Annotated in this window: 17 protein-coding genes; 3 read left to right on the forward strand and 14 right to left on the reverse strand. The window is 73.6% G+C overall.

All coding sequences use genetic code 11. From position 1 onward, the window contains the following. Positions 1-21: 21 nt before the first annotated feature. Together ACIRB4_RS26350 and ACIRB4_RS26355 are read right to left on the reverse strand one after the other, a co-directional pair. A complete protein-coding gene (locus tag ACIRB4_RS26350; RefSeq protein WP_403294723.1) occupies positions 22-2,919 on the reverse strand; it encodes a putative bifunctional diguanylate cyclase/phosphodiesterase in 2,898 nt (965 codons plus the stop codon). Between the two features lie 472 nt (positions 2,920-3,391). Next, on the reverse strand, positions 3,392-4,354 hold the full coding sequence (locus ACIRB4_RS26355) for a 2-hydroxyacid dehydrogenase (protein WP_403294644.1): 963 nt from the start codon (positions 4,352-4,354) through the stop codon (positions 3,392-3,394). Positions 4,355-4,454: 100 nt separating this feature from the next. On the opposite strand from ACIRB4_RS26355, the gene ACIRB4_RS26360 reads away from it, so the two are divergent. From ACIRB4_RS26360 to ACIRB4_RS26370, 3 genes are all read left to right on the forward strand, one after another. Next, positions 4,455-5,456: an aldo/keto reductase gene (locus tag ACIRB4_RS26360; protein ID WP_403294645.1), complete on the forward strand. Its 1,002-nt coding sequence runs from the start codon at positions 4,455-4,457 to the stop codon at positions 5,454-5,456. A gap of 73 nt (positions 5,457-5,529) precedes the next feature. Further along, the gene (locus tag ACIRB4_RS26365) at positions 5,530-6,657 is read left to right on the forward strand and encodes a PQQ-dependent sugar dehydrogenase (RefSeq protein WP_403294646.1); all 1,128 of its coding nucleotides are present in this window, start codon (positions 5,530-5,532) and stop codon (positions 6,655-6,657) included. Positions 6,658-6,728: 71 nt separating this feature from the next. Continuing rightward, on the forward strand, positions 6,729-7,973 hold the full coding sequence (locus tag ACIRB4_RS26370; RefSeq protein ID WP_403294647.1) for a tetratricopeptide repeat protein: 1,245 nt from the start codon (positions 6,729-6,731) through the stop codon (positions 7,971-7,973). Positions 7,974-7,986: 13 nt separating this feature from the next. Here the strand turns inward: ACIRB4_RS26370 and ACIRB4_RS26375 are convergent, their stop codons facing one another. The 12 genes from ACIRB4_RS26375 to ACIRB4_RS26430 form a co-directional block, all read right to left on the reverse strand. Continuing rightward, complete coding sequence (locus tag ACIRB4_RS26375; RefSeq protein ID WP_403294649.1) at positions 7,987-11,493, reverse strand: CHAT domain-containing protein; 3,507 nt, start codon at positions 11,491-11,493, stop codon at positions 7,987-7,989. A 45-nt stretch (positions 11,494-11,538) separates the two neighbouring features. Then, the gene (locus ACIRB4_RS26380) at positions 11,539-12,513 is read right to left on the reverse strand and encodes a hypothetical protein (RefSeq protein WP_403294650.1); all 975 of its coding nucleotides are present in this window, start codon (positions 12,511-12,513) and stop codon (positions 11,539-11,541) included. 7 nt (positions 12,514-12,520) lie between these two features. Further along, positions 12,521-12,910, reverse strand: a complete 390-nt coding sequence (locus ACIRB4_RS26385) for a hypothetical protein (protein ID WP_403294651.1) — start codon at positions 12,908-12,910, stop codon at positions 12,521-12,523. 69 nt (positions 12,911-12,979) lie between these two features. Then, positions 12,980-16,015 carry an AAA family ATPase gene (locus tag ACIRB4_RS26390; protein ID WP_403294724.1) on the reverse strand — a complete coding sequence of 1,012 codons (3,036 nt, stop codon included), beginning with the start codon at positions 16,013-16,015 and terminating at the stop codon, positions 12,980-12,982. A gap of 34 nt (positions 16,016-16,049) precedes the next feature. Continuing rightward, positions 16,050-16,235 (reverse strand): hypothetical protein, encoded by a 186-nt coding sequence (locus ACIRB4_RS26395; protein WP_403294652.1) that lies wholly within the window; start codon positions 16,233-16,235, stop codon positions 16,050-16,052. A 175-nt stretch (positions 16,236-16,410) separates the two neighbouring features. Next, the gene (locus ACIRB4_RS26400) at positions 16,411-16,965 is read right to left on the reverse strand and encodes a hypothetical protein (RefSeq protein WP_403294653.1); all 555 of its coding nucleotides are present in this window, start codon (positions 16,963-16,965) and stop codon (positions 16,411-16,413) included. Positions 16,966-17,014: 49 nt separating this feature from the next. Beyond that, a complete protein-coding gene (locus tag ACIRB4_RS26405) occupies positions 17,015-17,581 on the reverse strand; it encodes a GNAT family N-acetyltransferase (protein WP_403294654.1) in 567 nt (188 codons plus the stop codon). Beyond that, positions 17,559-19,817, reverse strand: a complete 2,259-nt coding sequence (locus ACIRB4_RS26410) for an MMPL family transporter (RefSeq protein ID WP_403294655.1) — start codon at positions 19,815-19,817, stop codon at positions 17,559-17,561. Before ACIRB4_RS26410 ends, ACIRB4_RS26405 begins: the two co-directional genes overlap by 23 nt. A gap of 191 nt (positions 19,818-20,008) precedes the next feature. Beyond that, entirely contained in the window at positions 20,009-22,114 is a 2,106-nt protein-coding gene (locus ACIRB4_RS26415; RefSeq protein WP_403294657.1) for a phosphocholine-specific phospholipase C, read from the reverse strand. 167 nt (positions 22,115-22,281) lie between these two features. After that, positions 22,282-23,787: a serine/threonine-protein kinase gene (locus ACIRB4_RS26420; RefSeq protein WP_403294658.1), complete on the reverse strand. Its 1,506-nt coding sequence runs from the start codon at positions 23,785-23,787 to the stop codon at positions 22,282-22,284. Between the two features lie 77 nt (positions 23,788-23,864). After that, on the reverse strand, positions 23,865-24,245 hold the full coding sequence (locus tag ACIRB4_RS26425; RefSeq protein ID WP_403294659.1) for a DUF1304 domain-containing protein: 381 nt from the start codon (positions 24,243-24,245) through the stop codon (positions 23,865-23,867). 51 nt (positions 24,246-24,296) lie between these two features. Next, the gene (locus ACIRB4_RS26430; RefSeq protein ID WP_403294660.1) at positions 24,297-24,710 is read right to left on the reverse strand and encodes an ATP-binding protein; all 414 of its coding nucleotides are present in this window, start codon (positions 24,708-24,710) and stop codon (positions 24,297-24,299) included. Positions 24,711-24,792 lie beyond the last annotated feature (82 nt).

Genomic DNA, 24,792 nt, shown 5'->3' on the forward strand with positions numbered 1-24,792 from the left:
CCCCCCGACGCACTACCAGTGTCAAGTGGGTGGGACGGGCGTCTCAGTATTTGAGCGGAACGGGGGATGGTTTCCGACAGGGACCGGAACCGCTTCGACGTCCCGCCCGGGAAGCGGATAGTCGTCCCGTACGAGCGCGCGGCGCAGCCGGTACTCGTCGAGCGGTCCCGCGAAGGCCATCCCCTGGCCGTGCGTGCAGCCCATGGCGCGCAGGGCGAGCACCTGCTCGGGCATGTCCACGCCGTCGGCGACGGACTGCAGGCCGAGGTCGCGGGCGATCCGGAGGAGCCCGCCGGTGATCTTGCGGAGGCGGGCGGACTCGACCACGCCCTCGACCAGACCTCTGTCCAGTTTCAGTACGTCGACGGGGAGGCGGCGCAGCGCGTTGATGGCCGCGTATCCGCTGCCGAAACCGTCCAGGGCGATCCGTACGCCGAGACGGCGCAGGGCGACGAGCCGCTGCTCCAGCTCGTCGAAGGAGACCCGCGGGTCGCTCTCGGCGAGTTCGATCATCAGGGAGCCGGACGCCAGGCCGTGGCGGGTCAGCAGGGCCTCGATCGAGCCGAGCGGGAGCGAGCGGTCGAGCAGACCGCGGGCGGAGAGCCGGACGCAGACGGGTGTGCGATGGCCGAGTCTGGCCCGTTCGGCGGCCTGCTCGACGGCCTCTTCGAGGAGCCAGCGGCCGAGCTCGGTGGTGCGCTCGCCGGCGTCGGCGGCGCGCAGGAACTCGGCGGGGGTGAAGAGGATGCCCTGGGCGGAGCGCCAGCGGGCCTGGGCGGAGACGGCCATGATGCGGCCGGTGGCGAGGTCGACGACCGGCTGGTGGAGGAGGGCGAACTCGCCGTCGTGGAGGGCGGTGCGCAGCCGGGTGGCCAGTTCCGTCCTGCGGTCGACCTCGGCCTGCATCTGCGGGGCGTAGAGCTCGACGCGGTCCTTGCCGCCGGCCTTGGCGCGGTACATGGCGAGGTCGGCGTTGCGCAGCAGGTCGCCGGCGCTGAGGCCGGGCTCGGCGAAGGCGACGCCGATGGAGGCGGCGACGCGGACGTCGTCGCCGCCCTCCAGGCGGTACGGCTGGGAGAGGGTGAGGCGCAGCCGGTCGGCGATCTCGTGGACCTGGAACTCGCGCGCCGACGGGTCCCGTGCGCCGTCGCCGAGGATGAGGGCGGCGAACTCGTCGCCGCCGAGGCGGGCTGCGGTGTCCCCGGCCCGCACGGAGTCCTGGAGCCGGCGGGCGGCCTGGATCAGCAGTTCGTCGCCGGCCTGGTGGCCCAGCCGGTCGTTGACGGCCTTGAATCCGTCGAGGTCGATGAAGAGGACGGCCGTGCCGGGGTCGGAGGCGCGGCGGCCGCTGAGGGCCTGGCGGACCCGCCGGGTGAACAGGGCCCGGTTGGGCAGGTCGGTGAGGGGGTCGTGTTCGGCGTTGTGCTGCAGCTGGGCCTGGAGACGGACCCGTTCGGTGACGTCCCGGCTGTTGAAGATGAGGCCGCCCTGGTGGCGGTTGACGGTGGACTCGACGTGCAGCCAGTCTCCCCGGCCGGAGCGGAAGCGGCATTCGATCCGGGTGGTGGGCTCCTCGGCGGGAGAGGCGGCCAGGAACCGGCGCACCTCGTGAACCACGCCGCCCAGGTCCTCGGGGTGGATGAGGGAGGCCAGCTCGGAGCCGATCAGCTCGTCGGCGTCGCGGCCGTAGACCCCCGAGGCGGCGGGGCTCACATAGCGGAGTATGCCGCTGGGGGCGGCGATCATGATGACGTCGCTGGAGCCCTGCACCAGGGACCGGAAGTGGTTCTCCTTCTGGGCCAGTTCATGGGTGAGGGCGATGTTGTCGAGAAGCATGATGCCCTGGCGTACGACCAGGGCGAGCACGACCGTGCAGCCCGTGAAGACGACCACGCGGTCCACTCGGCGGCCCTCGACGACGTTGTAGAGGATGCCGAGGGTGCAGACGGCCGCGGCGAGGTACGGGGTGAGGGCGGCGAGCGAGCCGGCCACGGGGCGGCTGGGGAGGCGCGGGCCGCGCGCCTCTGAGGCGGTGTCCGGGGTCCGGCGCGCGCCCCAGGGCGCGTACGCGAGGAGCAGCGAGCCGGCGAACCAGCCGGCGTCGAGCAGCTGGCCCGAGGTGTAGTTCTCGCGCAGCAGCGGCGAGGTGAACAGGGCGTCGCACAGGACGGTCAGGGCGAGGGCTGCGATGGCGGTGTTGGTGGCCGAGCGGTTGACGTTGGAGCGGCGGAAGTGCAGGGCGAGCACCATGCTGACGAGCACGATGTCGAGGAGCGGGTAGGCCAGTGACAGCGCGGCCCGGGCGACGCTCTCGCCCTCGAAGTGCGCGGTGTGCGCGAGGGCGAGGCTCCACGACAGGGTCAGCAGGGAGCCGCCGATGAGCCAGGCGTCGAGTGCCAGGCAGACCCAGCCGGCCCGGGTGACGGGCTTCTTGGCGAGGACGAGCAGGCCGACGATGGCGGGCGGGGCGAAGAGGAGGAAGAAGAGGTCGGCGACGGAGGGGCTGGGCACCTCGCGCTGGAGGACGACTTCGTACCACCCCCAGACGGCGTTCCCGGCGGCGGCCATGGCGGAGGAGAAGCCGAAGAGCAGCCAGGCGGGGCGGAAACAGCTCTCCCGGACGCGGGCGTACAGGAGGCAGGAGACGGCGGCCGCGAGCGCGGCCGCGCTGAGGCCGAAGTCGCCCATGATCAGCGCCATGTGCCGCGATCCCCAGCCGAGCGCGGCGCCGGTGGCGTAGCCCGCGCAGATCAGCCCGAGGGCGATCTGCGCGAGGGCCGGGCCGCGTCCGGGCGGCGGGGGTCCGGGGCGCACGGGGCCGGGCCGGTGGGGTGCGGGAGCGAGCGGGGGGCCGGAGACGGGGGCGGGGGCGGCTCTGCCGGCGTGGTGGCGCTCGATGAGCGCGCCGGGCGTCCTCATCGGTGCTCCCCGGCCCTCGGCCGTGCCGTCGCGCGCGCCCGCGGTGAGGTCGGCGGCACCCTTTCCGCCGCGCGGCAGAGGGAGGGGAAGGGTGGGCCCGTCGGTGTCCGCCTCGGTGGTGCGCCGGTGCGCCTGGGCGGGCAGGGCGGTCGCGCCGCGCGCCTCGCCCGGGCGGGTGCCCGCCGTGTCCGTCCCCGTGTCGTCGTCGCACGCGAGGGTCGTCGACGGCGGTCCCGCCGCGTCGGATCGTCGGTCCATCGGCCGTACTTCACCCGTCGCCCCCCTCGGAATCTGATGACCCGTCACGTCGCTCCCCAGCGTCAGCTCGTACTCGACGCAGCCCCCCGCATCGGGACGATACACCAGGATGGTCACTCAGGGACAGGGGTGCAGTACTCTCCGTGACGATCACGGTAAGGTGACGAGACCGTGGCGGAGGCGCCCGGGCCGGAGCGCTCGGCGGCCTGTCGGCTCAGGTGGTCAGGACCACGTTCGCCAGCCGCTCGCCCGCAGTGAACCGGGCCAGCTGGGAGGCGATCAGCCGCTTGGCGCGCGGCAGGAACGCCGAGGTGGAACCGCCGACATGAGGACTCACCAGGACACCGGGAGCGTGCCACAGCGGGTGCCCGGCCGGGAGCGGTTCGGGATCGGTGACATCGAGTGCCGCGGTGATCCGGCCACTCTCGACCTCCTTGAGCAGCGCGGCCGTGTCCACGACCGGCCCCCGCGCCACGTTCACAAGGAGCGCGCCGTCCTTCATCCGGCCGAGAAAGCCCGCGTCGGCGAGGTGCCGGGTCTCGGGCGTGAGCGGCGTGGAGAGCACGACCACGTCCGCCGCCGACAGCAGGGCGGGCAACTCGGAGAGCGGATGCACCGGTCCGCGCTCCGTGGTGCGTGCGGAGCGCGCGACGCGCACCACCCGCGCGCACTCGAACGGCGCGAGCCGGTCCTCGATGGCGGCGCCGATCGACCCGTACCCCACGATCAGCACGGACTTGTCCGCGAGCGCCGGATAGAAGCCGGCGCGCCACTCCTCGGCGTCCTGCCCGCGCACGAAGCCGGGGATACCGCGCAGCGAGGCGAGGATCAGCGCGAGGGTGAGCTCGGCCGTACTGGCCTCGTGCACCCCCTTGGCGTTGCACAGCTCCACCCCGGGGTGCAGGGAGGGAAGGCCGGGGGTCACATGGTCGGTGCCGGCGGAGAGCGTCTGCACGGCCCGCAGCGACGTCATACCGGCGAGCGGCCGGACGGCGATCTCCGAACCCTTCATGTAGGGGACCACGTAGAAGACGCAGCGCGCGGGATCGGCGGGGAAGTCCGGTCCGCCGTCCCAGAAGCGGTAGTTCAGCCCCGACGCGCCCGGTTCGGGAAGTCCTTCGATCTCCTCCGCCGGAATCGGGAGCCACACGTCGGAGGTCGTGTCATCGAGTGTCATGACCGCGAGGCTAATCGAGTGCCGTGACCGGGAGGCCATGCGCGGAATCCCGGGCGCCATTGGTTACTTTGGGGGACGGCACAGGGAGGGGTACCGGCAGGTGGAGCGCAGGAGTATCGGGGCGGCGGCGCTCGACGTGGGGGCGGTGGGCCTGGGCTGCATGCCGATGAACTGGGCCTACAGCGGCTCCCAGCAGCGGGGCGACCGTTCGCTGCGGACGGTGCACGCCGCGCTGGACGCCGGTGTGAGCCTGCTCGACACCGCCGACATGTACGGGCCCTTCACCAACGAGCTGCTGGTGGGGCGGGTGTTGAAGGAGCGCCGGGCCGAGGCGTTCGTCTCCACGAAGTGCGGCCTGCTCGTCGGCGACCAGCATGTGGTGGCCAACGGCCGTCCCGGGTACGTACGGCGGGCCTGCGACGCGTCGCTCAGGCGGCTGCAGACGGATGTGATCGACCTGTACCAGCTGCACCGCGCGGACCCGGAGGTTCCGGTCGAGGAGACCTGGGGCGCGATGGCCGAGCTGGTGTCGGCGGGCAAGGTGCGCGCGCTCGGGCTGTGCGCGGTGGGCGCGCGGGCGGCCCGGCGCGGCGGAGTGTCCCACGGGTACGAGGGAACGATCCGCCAGCTGGAGCGGGTCCAGCAGGTCTTCCCGGTGGCCGCGGTGGAGGCCGAACTGTCGGTGTGGTCGCCGGAGGCGCTGGAGCGGCTGCTGCCGTGGTGCGAGGCACGGGGTGTGGGGTTCCTCGCCGCGATGCCGCTGGGGAACGGTTTCCTCACCGGGACGCTCACGCCCGGCGGCGGCTTCGAGCCGGACGACCCGCGGGCCCGGCACCCCCGGTTCACGGCCGAGATGATGGCGGCCAACCAGCCCCTGGTCGCGGGGCTGCGGCGGGTGGCGGCCCGGCACGGCGAGGACGTCACCCCGGCGCAGGTGGCGCTGGCGTGGGTGCTGCGGCAGGGGCGGCACGTGGTCCCGATCCCGGGGACGAAGCGGGAGTGCTGGGCGGTGGAGAACGCGCGGGCGGCCGGGCTCGTCCTGACGGCGGCGGACCTGGCGGAGATCGCCGCGCTGCCGCCGCCACGGGGGTCGTGGGACTGAGAGCGGGAACGCGATCGGGGCGGGCGGTGTATCAAGGGGGGCAGGGGATGCCGCTCCGAGAGGGGACCGAACCGTGAGCCGACCTGTTGTGAAGGCACTGTGGGGCGCCGCCGTGCTCCTCCTGGTGGCGGGATGCGCCCCGGGCGAGGACGGGGACGGGGCGCGGACCACGCCCTCACCGCCCTCCGCCTCGTCACCGGCCGACACGCCGCCGGCCGCCTCCCCGCCGCGGGCGCGGGTGACCGTCACCGGCACGCTCACCGAGGACCTGAGGTCGCCGTGGGGAGTGGCGGTGCTCGCGGACGGGGATCTGCTGGTCTCCTCACGCGACGAGCGGACGATCAGCCGGGTCGACGCCGGAACCGGAAGGAAGACGCCGGTCGGAGAGGTGCCGGGGGTGGTGCCCGGAGGTGAGGGCGGACTCCTCGGCCTGGCCGTGCGGGGCGGCTTCGTGTACGCGTACTTCACGGCGGACTCGGACAACCGCATCGTCCGGATGCGGTACGGCGGCGGTGAGGCGGACCGGCTGGGCGCGCCCGAGGTGATCCTCTCCGGCATCCCGAAGGGGAACGTCCACAACGGCGGGCGGATCGCCTTCGGTCCGGACGGGATGCTGTACGCCGGCACGGGCGAGCGGGGCGAGCCGGACCTCGCGCAGAGCGTGGAGTCGCTGGGCGGGAAGATCCTGCGGATGACGCCCGAGGGCGACCCCGCGCCCGGCAATCCCTTCCCCGGCTCGGTGGTCTATTCGTACGGGCACCGCAATGTGCAGGGCCTGGCCTGGGACACCGGCCGGCGGTTGTGGGCGGCCGAGTTCGGCCAGACCACCTGGGACGAGCTGAACCTCGTCGAGCCGGGGAAGAACTACGGCTGGCCGGAGGTCGAGGGCCGTGGGAACGCCTCCGGCTTCGTGAACCCGGTGGCCCAGTGGCGGACCTCGGAGGCCTCGCCGAGCGGGATCGCCTACGCCCGGGGCGCGATCTGGATGGCCGGGCTGCGGGGCGAGCGGCTGTGGCGCGTCCCGCTGGCGGGGGCCGAACGCGCCGGGGAGCCCGAGGAGTTCCTGACCGAGAAGTACGGCCGGCTGCGCACGGTGGTGGCGGTGGGCGACGGCCGGCTCCTGCTGACCACCAGCGAGACCGACACACGGGGGACGCCCGGTCCCGGTGACGACAGGATCCTCCGGCTCGACGTCCGGTGAGAGGAGGGGGCGCGAGGGGGTGGACCGCCGGTGGACGGGGAACGACTCCCTCGGTCGACGAAGGAGTGGGGATGACCGATACGGACAGGACGGGTCGGGGCAGGTGGCCGTTCCGCCGGCGCGGACGGGGCGCGCGCTCGGAGACGGAGAGCCCGGCCGCACGGACCGGGCCGTCCTCGGCCCCCGTGCCCGGGCCGTCACCGGCACCGGACGGGGCGGCCGACGAGGGTGAGCTGGAGGGACTGGGCTCGTACCGGATCACCCGTCACGAGGGCGAGGACGGCATCCCCGTGGTGAATATGGAGCTCTCCCTGACGCCGTCGGGGATGACGCGCCTGAAGCTGAGGCACCTCACGACCGAACACGGCCCGCACCATCCGGAGGTCGTACGGCTCTCGTTCGAGCTGGCCGAGCAGCTCCGCCAGGAAGGGGAGTTCGACGAGGCGGAGGAGGTCTTCCGCTGGGTCATGGCGGAGCGCAGGGCGGACCTGGGGCCCGCCCACCCGGACACCCTCGCGGCGGAGACCGCTCTCGCCTCCCTGTTACGGGCTCGTGGACGGCCGGAGGACGCGGAGCGGCTGCGCCGTTCCGTCTTCGACCGGCGCGAGGCGACCTTGGGACCGGACCACCCGGACACGCTCACCGCCCTGGGGGATCTGGCCCTCGTCGTGCTCGCCCTGGGGCGGCACGAGGAGGCGGAGCGCCTGGCACGCACCGCGCTCGAACGCCGGACGCGGGTGCTGGGGCCCGAGCACGAGGACACGCTCGGCAGCCGGAACACCCTGGCCGGGGTGTTGCGGGCCCGGGGCGCGCTGGAGGAGGCCGGGGCGCTCTACCTCTCGGTGCTGCGCGACTCCGAGCGGTTGCTGGGCCGGACGTCGGAGCTGACCCTCACGGCCCGGATCAACCACGCCGCCGTTCAGTACCACCTGGGGCATGTCCCCGAGGCCGCGCGGTCGATGCGCGACGCGGTGCGGCAGTCGGTGAAGATCAAGGGCGCCACTCATCCGGACACGCTCTCCGCACACGCCACCCTGGGCGCCATGCTCCAGGCGCTCGGCAAGGTCAAGGAGGCCGCGTCGGAGCTGCGGGCGGCCGTCGTGGGCATGGAGCGGTTGCACGGCCCCGACCATCCGGACGTCCTGGAGTACCGCACCAGCCTGGCCGCCACCTTCTTCAACGCGGGCCGGCACGCCCAGGCCGAGGAGGAGTGCCGCCTGGTCGTCGCCGGCTACGAACGGCTCTACGGCACCGCCGACCCTCGCACGGCGGAGGCCCGGGAGAACCTGCGGATGGTCCGCGACGCCCGGGGTTAGCGCTGGCGGGCGCTCACGGACCGATGTGGATGTGCGCTCCCCACAGCGACGGGAGCAGCGGATGCTCCGTGTGCGCCTGCCGGACGGCCGCGTGCAGCGCGTGCGCGGCGCCGTGCGGGAGCCGGCCGTAGAAGGACTCGGCGATGCGCGGGGCGATCTCGTCCGTCACGGGCCACAGCGTGCCCACGACATGGCGGTATCCGGCGAGTTGGAAGGCGCTGGTGATGTGGATCGCCTCGTCCGCGAGCTCGGGGCGGGTTCCGGAGGTGGAGCAGCTGGAGAGGTAGGCCAGGCAGGCTCCCGACGGCCGCAGGGCGGAGATGTCGGCGACGGTCAGCGCCCTTTCGAGGTGGTCGTGGGTGAGGATGCGCGAGGCGGACGGGTCGTGCGGGTCGGTGACGGCATGGCAGACGAGATGGACGTACGGGCTGGAGCGCAGGGCCTCCCGGACCCGGTCGCGGGTGGCCTCGGCGCCGGTCAGCAGGGGTGCGCGGGTGGTTCCGGGCAGCAGGGTCCGCACCGCTTCCGCCTCGCGCGGGGCGTTCGGCAGGGGCGCGGCCCCCGGCGTGTCGCTGATGGCCACGACCAGGGGCGGCCGCGCGCCCGACGGGGCCGGGTCGGGCCGTCGGCGCGCGTGGTGCAGGGCGCCGATGGTCGGGGTGTAGGAGGAGACGGCGAGGTCGAGTGCGCAGCGCGGCCGGTCCGGGTCGGCCCGGGGGCCGTGGTAGCCGGCGGCGTGCAGCGGCAGGAAGGCCAGCGTGCCCTGCGGGCACCACCAGATCCGCCGGGGCGACTCCCCGGGGGCGGGCGGTTCGGTGTGGCCGAGGCGCTGGAGCACGGGTCCGGTGACGGTGTCCCAGAGCCATTCCAGTACGCCGGAAAGGGTCTCCTGCGCGGACCAGATCTCCTCCAGGGAGGCTCCGGGCCGGGCGGCGGCGCGGGTGGCGTCGAGGAAGACGGCGACCTGCTGGGCCACGGTGCCGGAGCGCACCTTCAGCGGCAGGACGTCGATCGTGCCGTCGGCCACGATGACGGCGTCGCAGCGGATGCTGATGTTGAGGAGGACGACGGGGCCGTCGCCGGCCTGGCGGAGGATCTCCTCGGCCTGGGGCGGGCGCAGGAAGCCGTCGAACCCCGGCAGTGCCCTGATACGGCCCAGCAGGCGCTGCCATGCGGCGGCGTGGGCGCGACGCCGTTCGGCGGCCTGTTCGGTGGTGGCCGCCGGGCCGGAGGGGCCGGCCGGCGCACCGGTCTCCTCCTCGCGCAGCCGCAGGAACTCGTCGGCCAGGGCGGGTGCCTGCCGGCGCAGCCGGTCGAGGTCGAGGTCCCGGGTGCGCAGCAGTCGGCCGAGGAGCACTCCCCTGCCGTGTTCGAGGACTTCCAGGGCTTCCTCGGGCCGCCCGGCCTGGAGGGCGTAGGCGGCGGCCTCCGCCGCGATGCCCGGCAGGCGGGCGAGCGCGTACTGCTGGTCGCTGCGGGTGAGGCCGCTCGTCGCCAGCTCGGGCAGCAGCGACGTGGCCGTGCGCAGGGCGCGCCACGCCGTGTCCCAGTCCTCCAGTACACCGGACACCTGGCCCCAGGTCACGTGGGCGGCGAGCCGTTCGCGCACCGGGGCGGAGGTGACCGTCGTGATGTCGCGGGCGACGGTGAGGGCCTCGGTGAGCAGGTCGCGGTCCCCGGTCCGCAGATGGAGGCTGTACAGGCCCTCGGCGAGGGCCGTGCCGGGCTTGGTCCGGTCGGGGTCGTCGCGGGGGCGGTCCCGCACGACGGTACGGAGGAGGTCGACGGACTCCTCGAGGTCGGCGAGGTCGTGGCTCATCTCGTAGCGGCTGCGCAGGGACTGGGCGAGGTTGTATCCGGCTACCGCCCGCTGGGTGGGGAGCAGGCTCATGGCGTGGCGTTGCAGGCCGATCGCCTCGTCCAGGTCGGCCGGTGTGCCGCCGGCGTGGTCGAAGCGGGCGAGGAGGGCGCGGGCGAGGTTGCTCATCGCGGCCGCCCGCAGCTTGGGGTCGGCGGCGTCGAGGGCCTGCCGGAAGGCCCCGAGCGCCGGGGCCAGCGCCTCCGGCCGGGCGGTGTGGAAGAACCGGGCGAGGTGGGTGTCACCGAGCAGCACGAGGACGACCGGACGGTTCGCGTCCTCCTCGGGCAGCACCAGCAGGGCCTGGCGGCACAGTTCGGAGCACCGGTCGAGATCCGTGATGTCGCCGTGGACGCCGAAGCGCTGGTTCAGGCACCCGGCGAGGCTCGCCTGGTGCAGGGCCCGGTACGCCGCGTCCAGGCCGGCCCCGGCGGCCAGTGCGTCGCGGTGCACGGCGATCGCCTCTTCGAGGTCGGCGAGGTCTCCGCGCGCCGAGTGCCGGGTCCGCAGGGCGGCGGAGAGTTTGGTGCGCAGGCCGCAGGCGTTGTGGTGCCCGATACCGGGCGTGTCCACGGCCGCTCGGAGCAGCTCGACGGCCTGGTCCAGGGAGTCGGCCTCCCCGGTCAGGTCGTACCGGGTGCCGTACGCCGATCCCAGGATCCCGATCAGCACGGCGCGTTCGGCGCTGTCGGCGGGTCGGCCGGCGACGGCCCGCCGGAGTACGGCGATCGCCTGGTCGGCGAAGTGGGGCCGGCCGGTCGTGACGGCCCGGTCGAGGAGCGCGTCGGCGGCGTGCAGTGCGGCCTCGCCGTGGTCGGTGGTGCCGGGTTCGGTGTTCGAGACGGCGCGCAGGCGCAGGGCGATCGCCGTGTCGAGGTCCTCCAGCCGGCCGGTGGTGGCGTAGCGGTGCCGCAGGGCCTTGGCGAGGATGTCGAGAAGGGCCTGCCGCTGCTGCGGGCGGTCGGCGGGCAGCAGGGCGAGGGCCCGTGAGTGGGCGTCGATGGACTCGTCGAGGATGCCGGGGTCCCGGGTCAGCGTGTGGAGGGCGCCGAGGGCGGAGCCGAAGTTGACCAGCCGGATCGCGAGGTCCTCCTGCTCGGCCTCGGGGGTGAGCCGTACGGCGTGGCGGTACAGCGCCACGCACTCCTCCAGGTCGCCCCGGTCACCGGTCAGGAGGTTGCGGTCGAAGAGCGTCTCGGCGAGACCGGCCAGCTGGGCGGCGGGCTCCTCCCGGGCCGCCGGTCCGCCGGACAGTCCCCGCCGCTGCCATTCGACGGACTCGTCGAGGTGAGCGGGGTCGCCGGTCGCGCCGTACAGCCGGCGCAGGGCGCGCCCGAGCCTGTAGGCGTAGGCGGGCCGGTAGGGGTGGTCGGCCGGAGCCTCGGCGAGGGCCTGGCGGTAGAAGGCGAGGGCGTCCTGGAGCGGGCCGGGGGCACCGGTCTCCTCGTACGTCAGTTCCTCGGTGTAGGCGAGGTTCCGGAAATGGACGTGCCGGTCGGGGGTGTGCGGGCCGAGGGAGGCCACGGTCGTGTGGAACGCGAGCCGGGCCCGTTCGAGGGCTGCGGGGTCACGGGAGCGGATGTAGTCGTCGAGTTCCCGCAGTCCGCGCTCGTGCAGAGCCTGGACGCGGTCGTTGCGGCGGCGCTCCCCCATCGCTGACATGGGGCCACCGTAGGGCGCTTCGGCGCGGCCCGGGGCCTCAACGGGTCAGACGGCGGGGGGTACTTCGGGGTGTTCGTACGTGTCCGGCGGCGGCAGCCCCTGTCGCCAGGACGCGCACAGGGCCGAGGCCCGGGTGCGCTCCTCGTCGAGGCCGGCCGGCAGCGGAAGGTGCAGAGCCCGCAGCAGATCGAAGCGGTGCAGGTCGAACGCGGTGTGGACGGCGTCTCCATAGGCGACGGCCGCCTGGACGGCACCGTGGTAGGCGAGGCAGGCGACGGCCAGCGGGATCAGGGCGAGGGCGAGCCACCACCCGCTGGACCACAGCAGTACGGCGGCGGTGAGCGCGGTGGCTCCCCCGGTGACGGCGAGCCGCACGGCGCCGTCGAGGGAGTCGCGGGAGTCGTCGACGAGGGCGCGCGACCGGTCGCCGAGGACCAGGTAGAGCCGGGGCCAGGCCACCGCCGCGTCCCAGCCGTGGTCGCGGCCCGCGGTGTCGAAGGTGGCGGTCAGGACGTTGCCCAGGGCGGTGGGCCGGACGAGGTGGTCGGGCAGCGGGTACCGGCGGCGCAGGCGCGCGGCGGCCGCACCGGCCCGCTGCACGGCCGCCGCCGTCACCTCCGGCGGCGCCCCGTTGTCCGTGGCCAGGGGCAGGACCGTACGGCGTTCGAGCCGGGCCTTGCGGCGGCGCTGCCGGGCGCGGCAGAGCCCCGCGCCGAGGGCGTCGGGCCAGCCGCCCTGGAGCAGCCGCACCATGGCCAGTTGCAGGGGCTGGAAGACGACGGCGACGACGGTGATACCGGCGGCGATCAGCACGATCTCGCCGACGCCGAGTCCGGCGGCGGTGCGCCAGGCGCGGCGCATCGACAGGGCGCCGCCGGGGGCGCCCGCCCAGACCAGCCACAGAATGCTCAACGCCCCCGCGTAGGTGGGGAGATAGGAGACGAGGAAGAACCGTCCGGAGCCGCCCGAGGCGAGGCCCGCGGGTGCCGTGGCGACGGTGGAGAGGCCGGCCTGGCTCATCGGCGGCTCACCGCAGTTCCATCGGCCCGTGGCCGTCCGTCTCGCACGTCGGCCGGTACCGCTCGTCGTAGAAGGCGGTCCAGGCCGTCCGCTCGCAGGACGGGCAGCGGAAGGTCAGCAGCGTGTACTGGGTGGATTCGACCGGCTGGCGGCCACGGTCCTCCTCGCCCGCGCCCCGCACGACCCCGAGGGCGCGCACGGTGCTCAGGTGGGCCCGGGTGGTGACCCCGACGACGGTGCCGCCCACGACGAGGACCACACGGTCCGCCGTCGGCCGGGTCGCGAGCAGCAGGTCGAGCGCGCCGGCGGTGTCGTCCAGGGTGGCGCCGTCCGGCACCTCAAGGCGTGCCGCGCCGTCCGGCGCCGCGCCCGGCCCCACCAGCATCGCGTACTTCATTCCAGCTCCCCCAACGGCTTCCGCTCGGCTCCTCGGTCGGCTGCCAGTCTGCCCGTTCGGTGCGGCCGTTCAGACGGTTTCCTGGAGAAGGTGGAGGCGGTGGGCCATGGCGGCGGCCTCGCCGCGGCCGGAGACGCCGAGCTTGGCGAGGATGTTGGAGACGTGGACGCTCGCCGTCTTCGGGGAGATGAAGAGCTCCTCGGCGATCTGGCGGTTGGTGCGGCCGGCGGCGACGAGGCGCAGCACGTCCTGTTCCCGGGGGGTCAGCCCGAAGGCGTCGTCGCCGTGCCGCGGCGGGGGCGCGCTCTCGGGCGCGGTCAACGGGAGGCGGGCGCGGGCGGCGAGGAGCTCCACGTCCTCGCGCAGCGGATGCGCTCCCAGGTGTACGGCCGTGGCGTGCGCCTCGCGCAGGAGGGCCGCGGCCTCCTCGCGCCGGCCGCCTTCGACGAGGAGGGCGTCGGCGAGGCGGTGCCGGGCGAGGGCCAGCTGGTGGGGGCGTTCCCTCCGCTCGTACGCGGCGACGCACTCGGCCCAGCGCTCGACGGACGTGCGGCCCTCGGCGCGGTCGAGCTCCGCCGAGACGTGCAGGGAGTAGGCCTGCCAGACGGGGGCCGGGGTCGTCATCCGCCGCGCGCACCGGCGGATCAGGGCCAGCGCCTCGTCGCGTCCGGGCGCGGCGGCGGGCAGGCCGAGCCCGTCGGCCTCCGCGGTGGCGGCGGCGAGGAGCAGCGGCCAGCCGTCGCGGTGGGTGCCGGGCGGGAAGCCGCTCTCGGCGGCCCGGGCGAGGACGGTCCGTACGTCCTGGATCCGTCCGGCCGCGGCGGCGATGCTCAGCTCGACCAGTTCCACCGGAACCGTGTACTGGGGCATCGGGTCGGCCGTGCCGTAGTGGCCGCGGGCGGCGGCGAGCAGGGTGGTGGCCGTGTCAAGTTCACCCCGGGCGACGGCGAGTTGGGCCAGGCGTACGGCTGCGCTCCCGCGCGGTTTGGAGCTCGTGCCGGCCCGCTCCAGCCACTCGCAGTTGCGCTGGGCCTCCTCCCACAGCCCGAGGGGGAGCTGCGACTCGGCCTGGTTGGCGCGGATCCAGCCCTGGCTGTCGAGCAGTCCGTGCTCGCGGGCGAAGCGGATGCCGTCGCCGGCGACCTCGACGGCCTCGCGGGAGCGGCCGAGGTTCTCCAGGGCGTGCGAGAGGTTGATGTGGGCGCGCGCGGACTCGTGGTAGAGCCCGAGGGCGCGGGTGCGGTCGCGCACCTCGTACAGGGCGGCGATCCCCGCGTCGCGGTCCCCGGCGGAGACCTGGAGGGTGCCGAGGGTGAGCCGGGCGTGGAGCTCGATCGCCTCGTTCCTGACCAGCCGGGCGTACTCGTAGGCCCGTTCGGCGTCGGCGAGGCTTTCGGGGCCGGGCTTGTGGAGCATGCCCCAGCCGGCGGCCACGGCGAGGACGACGGCGTGGACGGGCGACGGGGGCAGGCCGCGGACGAGCTCCTGCGCGGTGGCGATCTCGGCCCAGCCGTCGGAGCGGCCGAGGCCCGACATGACGCGGGAGCGTTCGGTCCAGAACCAGGCGGCGCGCAGCGGGTCGCGCTCCTCGCCGTCGTCCCCTTCGAGCAGCCGCAGCGCCATCTTGCCTATCTTCAGTGCGCGTTCGCGCTCGCCGCAGACCCGGGCGGCGACGGCGGCCTCGGCCAGCAGGTCGAGGTAGCGCAGCGGGGTGGTCTCGGGGTCGCAGCCGCAGGCGGGGTAGGCCTCGGCGTGGTCCAGCGGCCGCAGGGAGCCGCGCACCTCGGCGGGGACCTCGTCCCACAGCTCCATGGCGCGTTCCAGGAGGCGGAGTTGCTCCGCGTACGCCGAGCGCTTGCGGGTCTCGACGGAGGCGCGGAGCACGGCGGGGAGCGCCTTGGCGGGGTCGTGCGCGTGGTACCAGTAGGTGGCGAGGCGAGTGGCGCGTTCGTCGGCCCGTACGAGCGAGGGGTCGGCCTCCAGGGCTTCGGCGTAGCGCCGGTTGAGGCGGGAGCGTTCGCCGGGCAGCAGGTCGTCGCTGACGGCCTCGCGGACCAGGGAGTGGCGGAAGCGGTAGCCGTCCCCGTCGGGGACGGCGAGCAGGATGTTGGCTCCGACGGCGGCGCGCAGGGCCTCGATGAGGTCGTCCTCGGGGAGCCGGGCGACGGCGGCGAGCAGCGCGTACTCGACGGTGGAGCCGCCCTCGGCGACGGTTCTGGCGACCCGCTGGGCGTCCTCGGGCAGCGCCTCGACCCGTACGAGCAGCAGGTCGCGCAGGGAGTCGGTGAGGGAGCCGGGGGTGCGGCCGCATCCGTGGGAGGCGACGAGCTCCTCGACGAAGAAGGCGTTGCCGTCGGAGCGCTCGAAGATCTCGTCGACGAGGGCCGGGGCGGGTTCGGCGGCGAGGATGCCGGTGAGCTGGCGGCGCACCTCGGCGCGGGTGAACCGGGGCAGTTCGATACGCCGGACGGTCCGCAGCCGGTCCAGTTCGGCGAGGAGGGGGCGCAGCGGGTGGCGGCGGTGGAGGTCGTCGGCGCGGTAGCTGGCGACGACCACGATCCGGCCGCGGAGCAGGGTGCGGAAGAGGTACGCGAGCAGGTGCCGGGTGGAGGCGTCGGCCCAGTGCAGGTCCTCCAGGACGAGCACGATCGTGTGGTCGGCGGCGAGCCGCTCCAGGAGCCGTGCGGTCAGTTCGAAGAGGCGGGCGGTGGCGTCCTCGTTGGACGGCTCGTGGCCGCCGACGTCGCCGAGTTCGGGCAGCAGCCGGGCCAGTTCGCCCTCCTGTCCCGCCGCGGCGGCGGCGAGCTCCTCGGGGAGCCGGCGGCTCAGGGAACGCAGGGCGGTGGAGAAGGGCGCGAACGGCAGCCCGTCCGCGCCCACCTCCACGCAGCCTCCGAGGGCGACGATGGCGCCCCGGCCGCGGGCGGCGTCGACGAACTCCTCGATGAGCCGCGTCTTTCCCACCCCGGCCTCGCCGCCGATGAGGAGCGCCTGCGGCTCGCCGTCCGCGTGGGCCCGGGCGAGCGCGTCGGTGAGGGCGGTGAGTTCGCCGGCCCGGCCGACGAACACGGGGCTGACTGAGCTGGTCTCCACGGCGCCGAGCATCGCACAGCCGTCCGGGACCGTCCTCATACGGGGGTCACGCGGCCCGGGCGAAGCGGCTCCGCTCGGCTCCCACCCGCCCTTCCTCGTCATGGTCGCCGGACCGGCGGGCGGCGGCCTTCGCGGCCCGCCGCACCTTGGCGGCCTGCCGGGACAGCCGCTGGGCGGTGGCCTCACGGACGAGGTCGGCGTGGTGGGCGCGGTGCAGTTCGTACGCGAACATCTCGTTCTCCCTGGGGTGTCGGTGTCGGTGTCGCTTCTCGCGATGCCTTCACTGTCGTCGCCCAGGGGGTGCGGCCACATCGGGAGAGTGCCGCATGTTCGGGGTGAGGGGGGCCTTAGGGGGCACCCGGGGGTGCCTTAGGGAGGGGCCCGGCCCCAAAGCCGCCGGACACGACCTAAGGGGTGGCGGCCGGGAGGCCGAGGAGGAGGTCGAAGTACATGGCGCCCGAGAGCAGCAGTCCGATGCCGCCGAGGACGGTCCCGGCGACGGCGACCGCGCGGATCCAGGCCGGGCGGTCGGGGCGGGTGAGGAGGAGGACGAGGACGCCGGTGATCAGGGCGAGGAAGGCGAAGACACCGTTGACGAGTGCGGTGGCGTGCCAGGCGTCGCCGTAGATCTCGGAGATCTGCTGGGCGGTGCTGCCGCCCTGGGAGGCCTTGATCTGGCCGATGAGGGCTTCGCGCTCGGCGGCGATCTTGCCCGTCCAGGTGCCGGTCAGGGCGGCGACCCCGAGGGCGGCCGAGACGACGGCGGCGGCGCCGGCGCCGAGGCCCGGGGCACCGGAGGCGCCCGGTGACGCCTCGTCCTCCTGGTCGTCCTCGTCGTCGGTCAGGTCGTCGTCCAGCTCGTCGGCGGCGAGCTCGTCGGCGGCGGTCGGGTCGTCGTCCAGCGGGGCGACCGTGTCCGCGGCGGACTTCTCGGGCGCTGTCTCATCGGTCTTGGCAGTCATGACGGGCACGCTAGGCGGCCCCCATGAGAGGCGTCTTAACGCCCCCGGCTCAGGGCTTCGCCGTCTCCTTCGCGGCCCGCCAGTGCGGGGCGAGGACCGACCAGATCTCCTCGTCGTGGCGCCGCCCCCGGTAGAGGTGGCTCTCCCGCAGCACGCCCTCCTTCGTCATCCCCAGGCGCCGCGCGACGTTGATGCTCGGCTCGTTCCCGGACGAGACCACCCACTCCACGCGGTGGATGCCCCGCTCCTCGACCGCCCAGTCGATCAGGACGCGTACCGCCCGGGTCACCAGCCCCTTGCCGACGGCCGACGGCTCCAGCCAGCAGCCGGCCTCGGCGACGCCCTGGGCGGTGTCCATGGTGCGCAGGATGACGGCGCCGACGAGTCCGCCGTCGTGCCAGATGCCGAGGATCCGCCCCGTGTCGGCCGCGGTCTTCTCCGCGTACGCCCGGAGGAACGCCCGGCTGGACTCCAGGTCGGTCACGACGTCGGGCAGCCCGTTGTGCTGTCCGATGAACTCGCGGCCGCGGTCGATGTGGGCGAGGAACTCCTCGGCGCGCCACGGCTCCAGCGGCCGCAGCTCGGCGCCGTCCTCACCCAGCGATATCGCGAGCATCCTCGTTCTCCTCCGGCCTCGGGAGCGTCACACGTTGCGTCGGGATCTTCGCATGGGTGGCGTCCCGGGCGTCGGCGATCGCACGGCACTCGGGGGGTTCGATGCTGATCCTCGGCAGCCGCCGGTCGAGCCACCGGGGAAGCCACCAGTTCGCGCCGCCGAGCATGTGCATGAGGGCGGGGACGAGGAGCGTGCGCAGGACGAAGGCGTCGAGGGCGACGGCCGCGGCGAGCCCGATGCCGAACATCGCGATGACCCGGTCGCCGGAGAGGACGAACGCCAGGAAGACGGCGATCATGATGACGGCGGCGGAGTTGATCACCCGGCTGGTCTCGGCGAGGCCGACCCGGACCGCCCGCCGGTTGTCCCCGGTCTCCAGCCACTCCTCGTACATCCGGCTGACCAGGAAGACCTGGTAGTCCATGGAGAGCCCGAAGAGCACCGAGACCATGATGACCGGCAGGAAGGGTTCGACGGGTCCCGCGCTGCCGAGGCCGAGCAGCTCGCTCCCCCACCCCCACTGGAAGATCGCGACGACGATCCCGAAGGAGGAGGCGACGGCGGCCACGTTCATCGCCGCCGCCTTGAGCGGGATGCCGATCGAGCGGAAGGCGAGCAGGAGCAGCAGACAGCCGAGCGCGACGACGACGCCGACGAAGAGGGGCAGCTTGCCGACGATGATCTCGGCGAAGTCGTCGTACGACGCGGTCACACCGCCCACGTGCACGTCGAGGGAGGTCCGTTGCTCCGCCGTCGGCAGGACGTCCGCGCGCAGCCGGTCGACGAGGTCGCTGGTGGCCTTGGACTGCGGCGACGACTCCGGTACGACGGTCAGGACGGCCGCGTCCCCGGCGCTGTTGTAGATGATCGGCGAGACGGACTCGACCCCGCGGGTGTTCGCGAGCGTGGCGGGCAGTTCGTCGAGCGCGACCCGGTCGTCGGCGCCGTCGAGCTGGGCGACGAGGGTGAGGGGCCCGTTCACGCCGGGCCCGAAGCCGTCGGCGAGGAGGTCGTACGCCTTGCGGGTGGTCGACGTGGCCGGGTTGCTGCCCTGGTCGGAGGTGCCGAGGTGGAGGGAGAACGTGGGCAGCGCGAGGACGAGCATGACGACGGCGGCGACGGCGCCCAGCAGCTTGGGGTGCCGCTCGACGAAGGTGGACCAGCGGGCGGCGAACCCGGTGGGCAGCTCGGGCTGCGGGCCGTGCTCGGCGAGCCGGGCGCGTTCACGCCGGCTGAGCGCGCGCATCCCGATGAACGAGAGGAGCGCGGGCAGCAGGGTGACGGAGGCGGCGACGGTCAGGACGACGGTGAGCGAGGCGGCGATGGCGACGCCGTTGAGGAAGCCGAGCCGCAGGATGAGCATGCCGAGCAGGGCGATGCAGACGGTGGCGCCGGCGAAGACGACGGCGCGGCCGGTGGTGGCGACGGCGATCCGGGCGGCTTCGGAAACGGGCAGTCCCCGTTTGAGTCCCTTGCGGTGGCGCGTGACGATGAACAGCGCGTAGTCGATGCCGACGCCGAGGCCGATGAGCATGCCGAGCATGGGGGCGAAGTCGGCGACGGTCATGACGTGGCCGAGGAGCACGATCCCGGAGTACGCGATGCCGACGCTGACGAGGGCGGTGGCGATGGGCAGCGCGGAGGCGGCGAGTGAGCCGAAGGCGAGGAAGAGGACGGCGGCCGCGACGACGACACCGACGGCCTCGGCGATGTGTCCGCCGGGGGCCTCGGTGAGGGCGATGGCCGTGCCGCCGAGTTCGACCTGGACGTGGTCGTCGGCGGCGGCCTTGGCGGTGTCGACGAGGGCCTGCGCCTGGGCGGCGGGGATGTCGTCGGCCTGGGCGTGGAAGGTGACGGTGGCGTAGGCGGTGTGCCCGTCCTCGCTGATCGCCGCGTGGGCGCCGGGGGACTGGTCGTAGGGCGAGGTCACGGCGGCGACGCCGGGGAGTTCGGCGACGTCGTGGAGCATGCCGGTCATGCGCCGCTCGACGGCGTCGGCGCGGACGCTGCCCCGGTCGGTGTGCCAGACGATGGTGTCGCTGTCGCCGCCCGCGCCGGAGAACCGGCTGTCGAGGAGGGCGGTGGCACGGCCGGACTCGGTGCCGGGGGCCTCGTAGTCGTTGGAGTACGCGCTGCCGGCGAGCGTCGCTCCGGCGACGGCGCCGCCGAGGGCGACGAGCCAGAGCAGGACGACGACGAGGCGGTGCGCGACGCACCACCGTGCGATGGCTGCCAAAGGACGTGCTCCCTGGTGGTTCGTGGATCTTTACCGGGGAACAGCCCGCAAAGAACGCATGACCTCTATACAGCCACTCTCCCAGCCTTAAGAGATCCTTTGCCCCTTTCGTGGTGTTAGTCACAAGGGTGCGCGGAAGGTCAGCCCGTTGGTCGAGACGCTCCCGCGCACCGCACCCGTGACGTGCCGGTTCAGCCGGAGATGCTGGCGCGGCCGTTCTCGATGTGCCCCATCAGCCGCCGCCGGAAGCCGCCCGGGGCGGTCACCTCGATGTCGTACCAGCCGTGCGCGTCGGAGGCGGAGTGGACGACCGTGCGGCTCTTGCCGGGCTTGACGGTGACCGTGCGCGTCCAGTCGGCGCGCCCGGCGAGGTCCTCCGGGTCCACGTATCCGAGCGGCCGGACGGTGAAGGAGATCGGGGCGGCGGAGGTGTTGCGGACGGTGAGGTGCAGGTCGCGGTCGTGATGGTCGATGTACGAGGCGAGCTCGGCGCCTCCCCCGGCGGGGCCCTCGAACTCACGCCGGAAGCCGTTCGGGCCGGTGATCGTGAAGCGGTAACGATCACCCGCGAGCGGGACGGCCCACCGCGCCGTGCCCTTGACGTCCCGGTGCTGGGGGACGGCGAACTCGCCCGCGTACGGGTAGAGGGCGAAGTGCGCGCTCGCCCTGGCCTTGTTGCTGAGCGCGACGGTGATCCCCGATGTGCCGTCCCCGACCGTGGCGGAGGCGTCCGGCTGGTAGGGCAGCGGGCGGGCGGGGCGGTGGCCGGGCTCCTGGACCGGCATGCGCTGGACCAGCGGGGGCTGCGGCCGCCAGCGGCCGCTGAACGGCGGGATCGGCCCGGGCTGCTCGACGTCGGGCCGCCGGTGGGCGCGCCGGAAGTCGAAGGCGGAGGTGAGGTCGCCGGTGACGGTCCGCCGCCACGAGGTGATGTTGGGCTCCTCGATGCCGGTGAGCCGCTCCAGGAAGCGGATCACGGAAGTGTGGTCGAAGGTCTCGGAGCAGACGTAGCCGCCGACCGACCAGGGCGAGACGACGAGCAGCGGGACGCGGATGCCGAGGCCGGTGGGCAGGCCCTTCCAGCGCTCGTCCGTGTTGTCGGCCGGCGGGACGGGCGGCGGCACGTGGTCGAAGAAGCCGTCGTTCTCGTCGTAGTTGATCAGCACGACGGTGTGGCGCCAGACGTCCGGATGCGAGCCGAGGGCGTCGAGCACCTTGTAGACGAGGGTGGCGGAGGCGATCGGCGAGGAGGAGCCGGGGTGCTCGGAGTCGATCGCGGACGGGACGAGGTACGACACCTCCGGCAGTGTCCCGGCGGCGACGTCGGCGCGGAAGACGTCGGCGAGCGTCCCGGACTCCACGCGGCGCAGCCCGCGCTCGAAGAGCGAGCGCTCGGCGTCGGTCAGCGTGGCCACGCCCTCCTCCAGGGCGGCGAGCAGCCTGGCCCGCTCGGCGGTGTCGTCGGTGTCGCGGACGGCGGCGTAGAAGGACTCCATGAAGGTGTGGCCGCCGGTGGGCTCCAGTGCCTTGCGGGCGATCTTCTTGAAGGAGGTGAAGAACTCGATGTTGTTGTCGGTGAAGTTCTCCCACTCCGTGTACGTCTTCCAGGACCGCCCGGCCGCTTCGAGCCGCTCGGCGTACGTCGGCCAGCTGTAGCCGGGGTGCGTCCCCTCGGCGTAGGCGGCGTTGGTGACGGCCCGGCTGCCGTCGGCCTCGTAGCCGGTCCAGCCGGACCACAGGTGGTTCCGGTTGGGGCTGGTGGAGGTGTGGATGGAGGAGTGGTAGGCGTCGCAGATGGTGAAGGTGTCCGCGAGTTCGTAGTGCAGCGGCAGGTCCTGCCGGTCGTAGTACGCCATCGTCGCCGCGGTCTTGGCGGAGACCCAGCCGTCCATCCAGCCGCCGCGCCAGGCCTTGCCACCGCCGCTCCAGGAGTGATCGAGATCGCCGATGTACTGGAGGTCCTTCCTCTGCGTCTCGGCGGCCTCCCGAATGGGGAAGGGCAGGACGGTCCGGCCGAGCGCGGCCGGCTGCTCGAACACCGAGGCGCCGGAGGGGAGTTCGACGGCGTTGCGGTCACCGAAACCTCGGACCCCGCGCAGGGTGCCGAAGTAGTGGTCGAAGGAGCGGTTCTCCTGCATCAGGATCACCACGTGCTTGACGGCCGACATGCCTCCGGCCGGCGGCTCGGCGGCCATCGCGGCCTGCAGCGACGGCGGGAGCAGCGACCCCGCCGCCGCGGCGCCGAGGGCGCCTCCGCCCAGCGCGAGGAGCCTTCTGCGGGATATCTCGGGTGACAAGACCGGCCTCCAGTCGACGGCCAATGGTTCGCCTTCGAGCCATTGGGTGGTTCGCCGGGGACGGTAGTGAGGGCGGATGACGGAGAGAAGACCCGGTGACGTCCCGGTGGTGAACGTCCAAGAGGACCGCGCGTAAATCCAAGCGATTTCCGGCCAGCGCAAGGCCGTCAGGGTTGAGGGGTGATCGGCGTGCGCATGTCGTCGCGAATCTTGCTGGTCTCCTTCGCCGCCAGCTCGAGTGCGCCGGTCGGGGTGAACGCGATCGCGACGGTGGTGTTGTCGTCGCCCCAGGCGCACACGGTCTGCTGGTCCACCGTCGTGCAGCGGAACTCGACGTCCGAGCCGGGGACGCTGATCGTCGTGGGCGGCTCGCTGACGTTTTCGCTGCCCGTCACGGTCATGGCCCTGATGAGGCCGTCTCGGTGCTCCTCCGGGTTCTTGTACCGACCGAATGAGCCGTACACCGTCACCTTCTTGAATCCGGGGGCCTTCCCGGTGCCGGCGTAGGTGGCGGAGAGATGGGTCGAGTCCCTCTGGCCGGTGTTGTCCGGTTCCGGGTCCGGAGAGAGGGGGTGTTCCTCGTCGCGTTCGTATGCGCCGGCCGCCATCGTGTCGGGTGTGGTGAGCTCGTACCTGGCCTTGGGGAAGCTGCCGTCCGAGTTCGCGGCCGCGGACGCGTAGACGCCGTAGCCCGCGCCGCCGAGCACGACCAGGGACCCGGCAACAGTGGCAGCGAGCCGTACCCTGCGCTTCCCCGCCGGTACGGCAGCCGGTGCGGCAGTCGCTGCGGCCGCCCGCCTGGCGGTCTGCGTCGGCGCGGCGGACACCGCCGGGGGAGCCGGCATGGTCGGCGTGTACCCGGCCGCATCGGGTGTCGGCTCCTGGACGGCGGTGTCGGGCGCGAACAGGTCCAACAGCCCCTTCGGCGTGGGCCTTTGTGCCGGGTCCTTGGCCAGACAGGCGGCGACCACCGGTCGCAGGCCCTCCGGCACGGCCGACAGGTCCGGCGGCTCGTGCACGGCCCGGTACATCAGCATCACCGGGGTTCCCTCGCCGAACGCGTCACCACCGGCCGCCGCGACCAGCACCGCGCCCAGCGCGAACACATCGGCTGCGGCGCCCACTTCGAGCCCCTGAGCCTGCTCGGGGGCCAGGAAACCAGGCGTACCGAAGGCCGCTCCGGTGGAGGTCAGCCGGGTCGACTCCAGGGCCCGGGCGATACCGAAGTCCAGGACCCGGGGGCCGTCGTCGGCCATGATGATGTTGCCCGGCTTGAGGTCACGGTGAATGAGGCCGCAGGAGTGGATGGCCTGCAGCGCCTCCGCCAACGCCGCGCCGAGCAGCCGCAGTCGGGCCTCGTCCATCGGGCCCTGAGCGGCCAGCAGCCCCGACAGCGTCGGCCCCGCGATGTAGGCGGTCGCCAGCCAGGGCGCCGCCGCGTCCGGGTCGGCGTCGACGACCTGCGCGGTGTGGAACCCGCCGACCCTGCGGGCGGCGTCGACCTCCGCGCGGAACCGGGCCCGGAAATGCGGATCCGCGGCCAGCTCCGGGCTGGCCACCTTGACGGCCACGGTGCGTCCACCCCGGGAACGTGCCAGATACACCGTCCCCATGCCGCCCGCGCCCAGCTCACGCTCCACGGTGTAATCGCCGATACGCTCCGGCAGCTCCACGCCGTCCCCCCACCCCATGCGCCCCACGCCCCCGTTGGAATACCACCGGTCAGTATGGCCGCCCCCTCCGCCCCGCGTCACGCCGTGACGAGCTCGGCGAGCAGGATGACCGCGCCGGGGACCGCCTGGCCGAGGGCACCGCGCCAGAGCTTCGGGGTGGAGACGAAGAGCGTGATCCCGCCCGCGACCATGAAGGCGGCGAGGTAGAGGACCAGCGTCCGGCCGACGGTCTCGTGGCCCAGGCGCAGGGCGGCAAAACCCGCGATCATGCCGAGCGCCAGGAAGAGGTTGTAGAAGCCGACGTTGAACCGCCACAGGCGGACCTCGGGCGCGTCGGCGGTGCTGCCGGTGAGGAAGACCCGGACCTGGGGCCGCGCGTAGAGGAAGCTCTCCAGCGGCCAGACGAGGAGGTGGATCGCCGCGGCGATCAACGCGAAGACCTGGCTGACGACGTTCATGTCTCATGCTCGGCCCGGCGCCGGGGGCGCGGGAAGGGCGACTCCCCGGGTTCACCCGTACGCCGCAGGGCGCGTGAACTCGCACCAGACGATCTTGCCGGGGTCCCGCTCGCCCACGCCCCAGCGGTCGGCGAGGGCGTCGACCAGGAGGAGGCCGCGGCCCGATTCGCCGGTGGGTTCGCGGAGGGCGGGGGTGCCGTCACCGCTGTCGTGGAGTTCGACGCGGAGGACGTGGGCCGGGCCCGGGCGCTCCAGGTAGAGGTGGAGGCGGTAGCCGCGGCCGGGCGGGACGCCGTGGAGAAGGGCGTTGGTGGCGAGCTCGCTCACGCACAGGAGTACGTCGTCCGCACGGGTGTCCATGTCCCATTCGGCGAGGACTTTACGCGTGAAGTCCCGGGCCAGCGGCACGGATCGGCGCTCGCGGCGGTAAAAGGCCTGGTGGAACAGCGGGAGTTGGTCGGTCATGGGGCCACCGTGGCGTCCCGCGCCCCACGCGCCCCAGAGGGGGAAGCCGTACAAATTCTTTGTACGGGAGGGAAATGCGTCG

It is taken from the genome of Streptomyces sp. NPDC093600, assembly GCF_044764755.1.
Classification (GTDB): domain Bacteria; phylum Actinomycetota; class Actinomycetes; order Streptomycetales; family Streptomycetaceae; genus Streptomyces.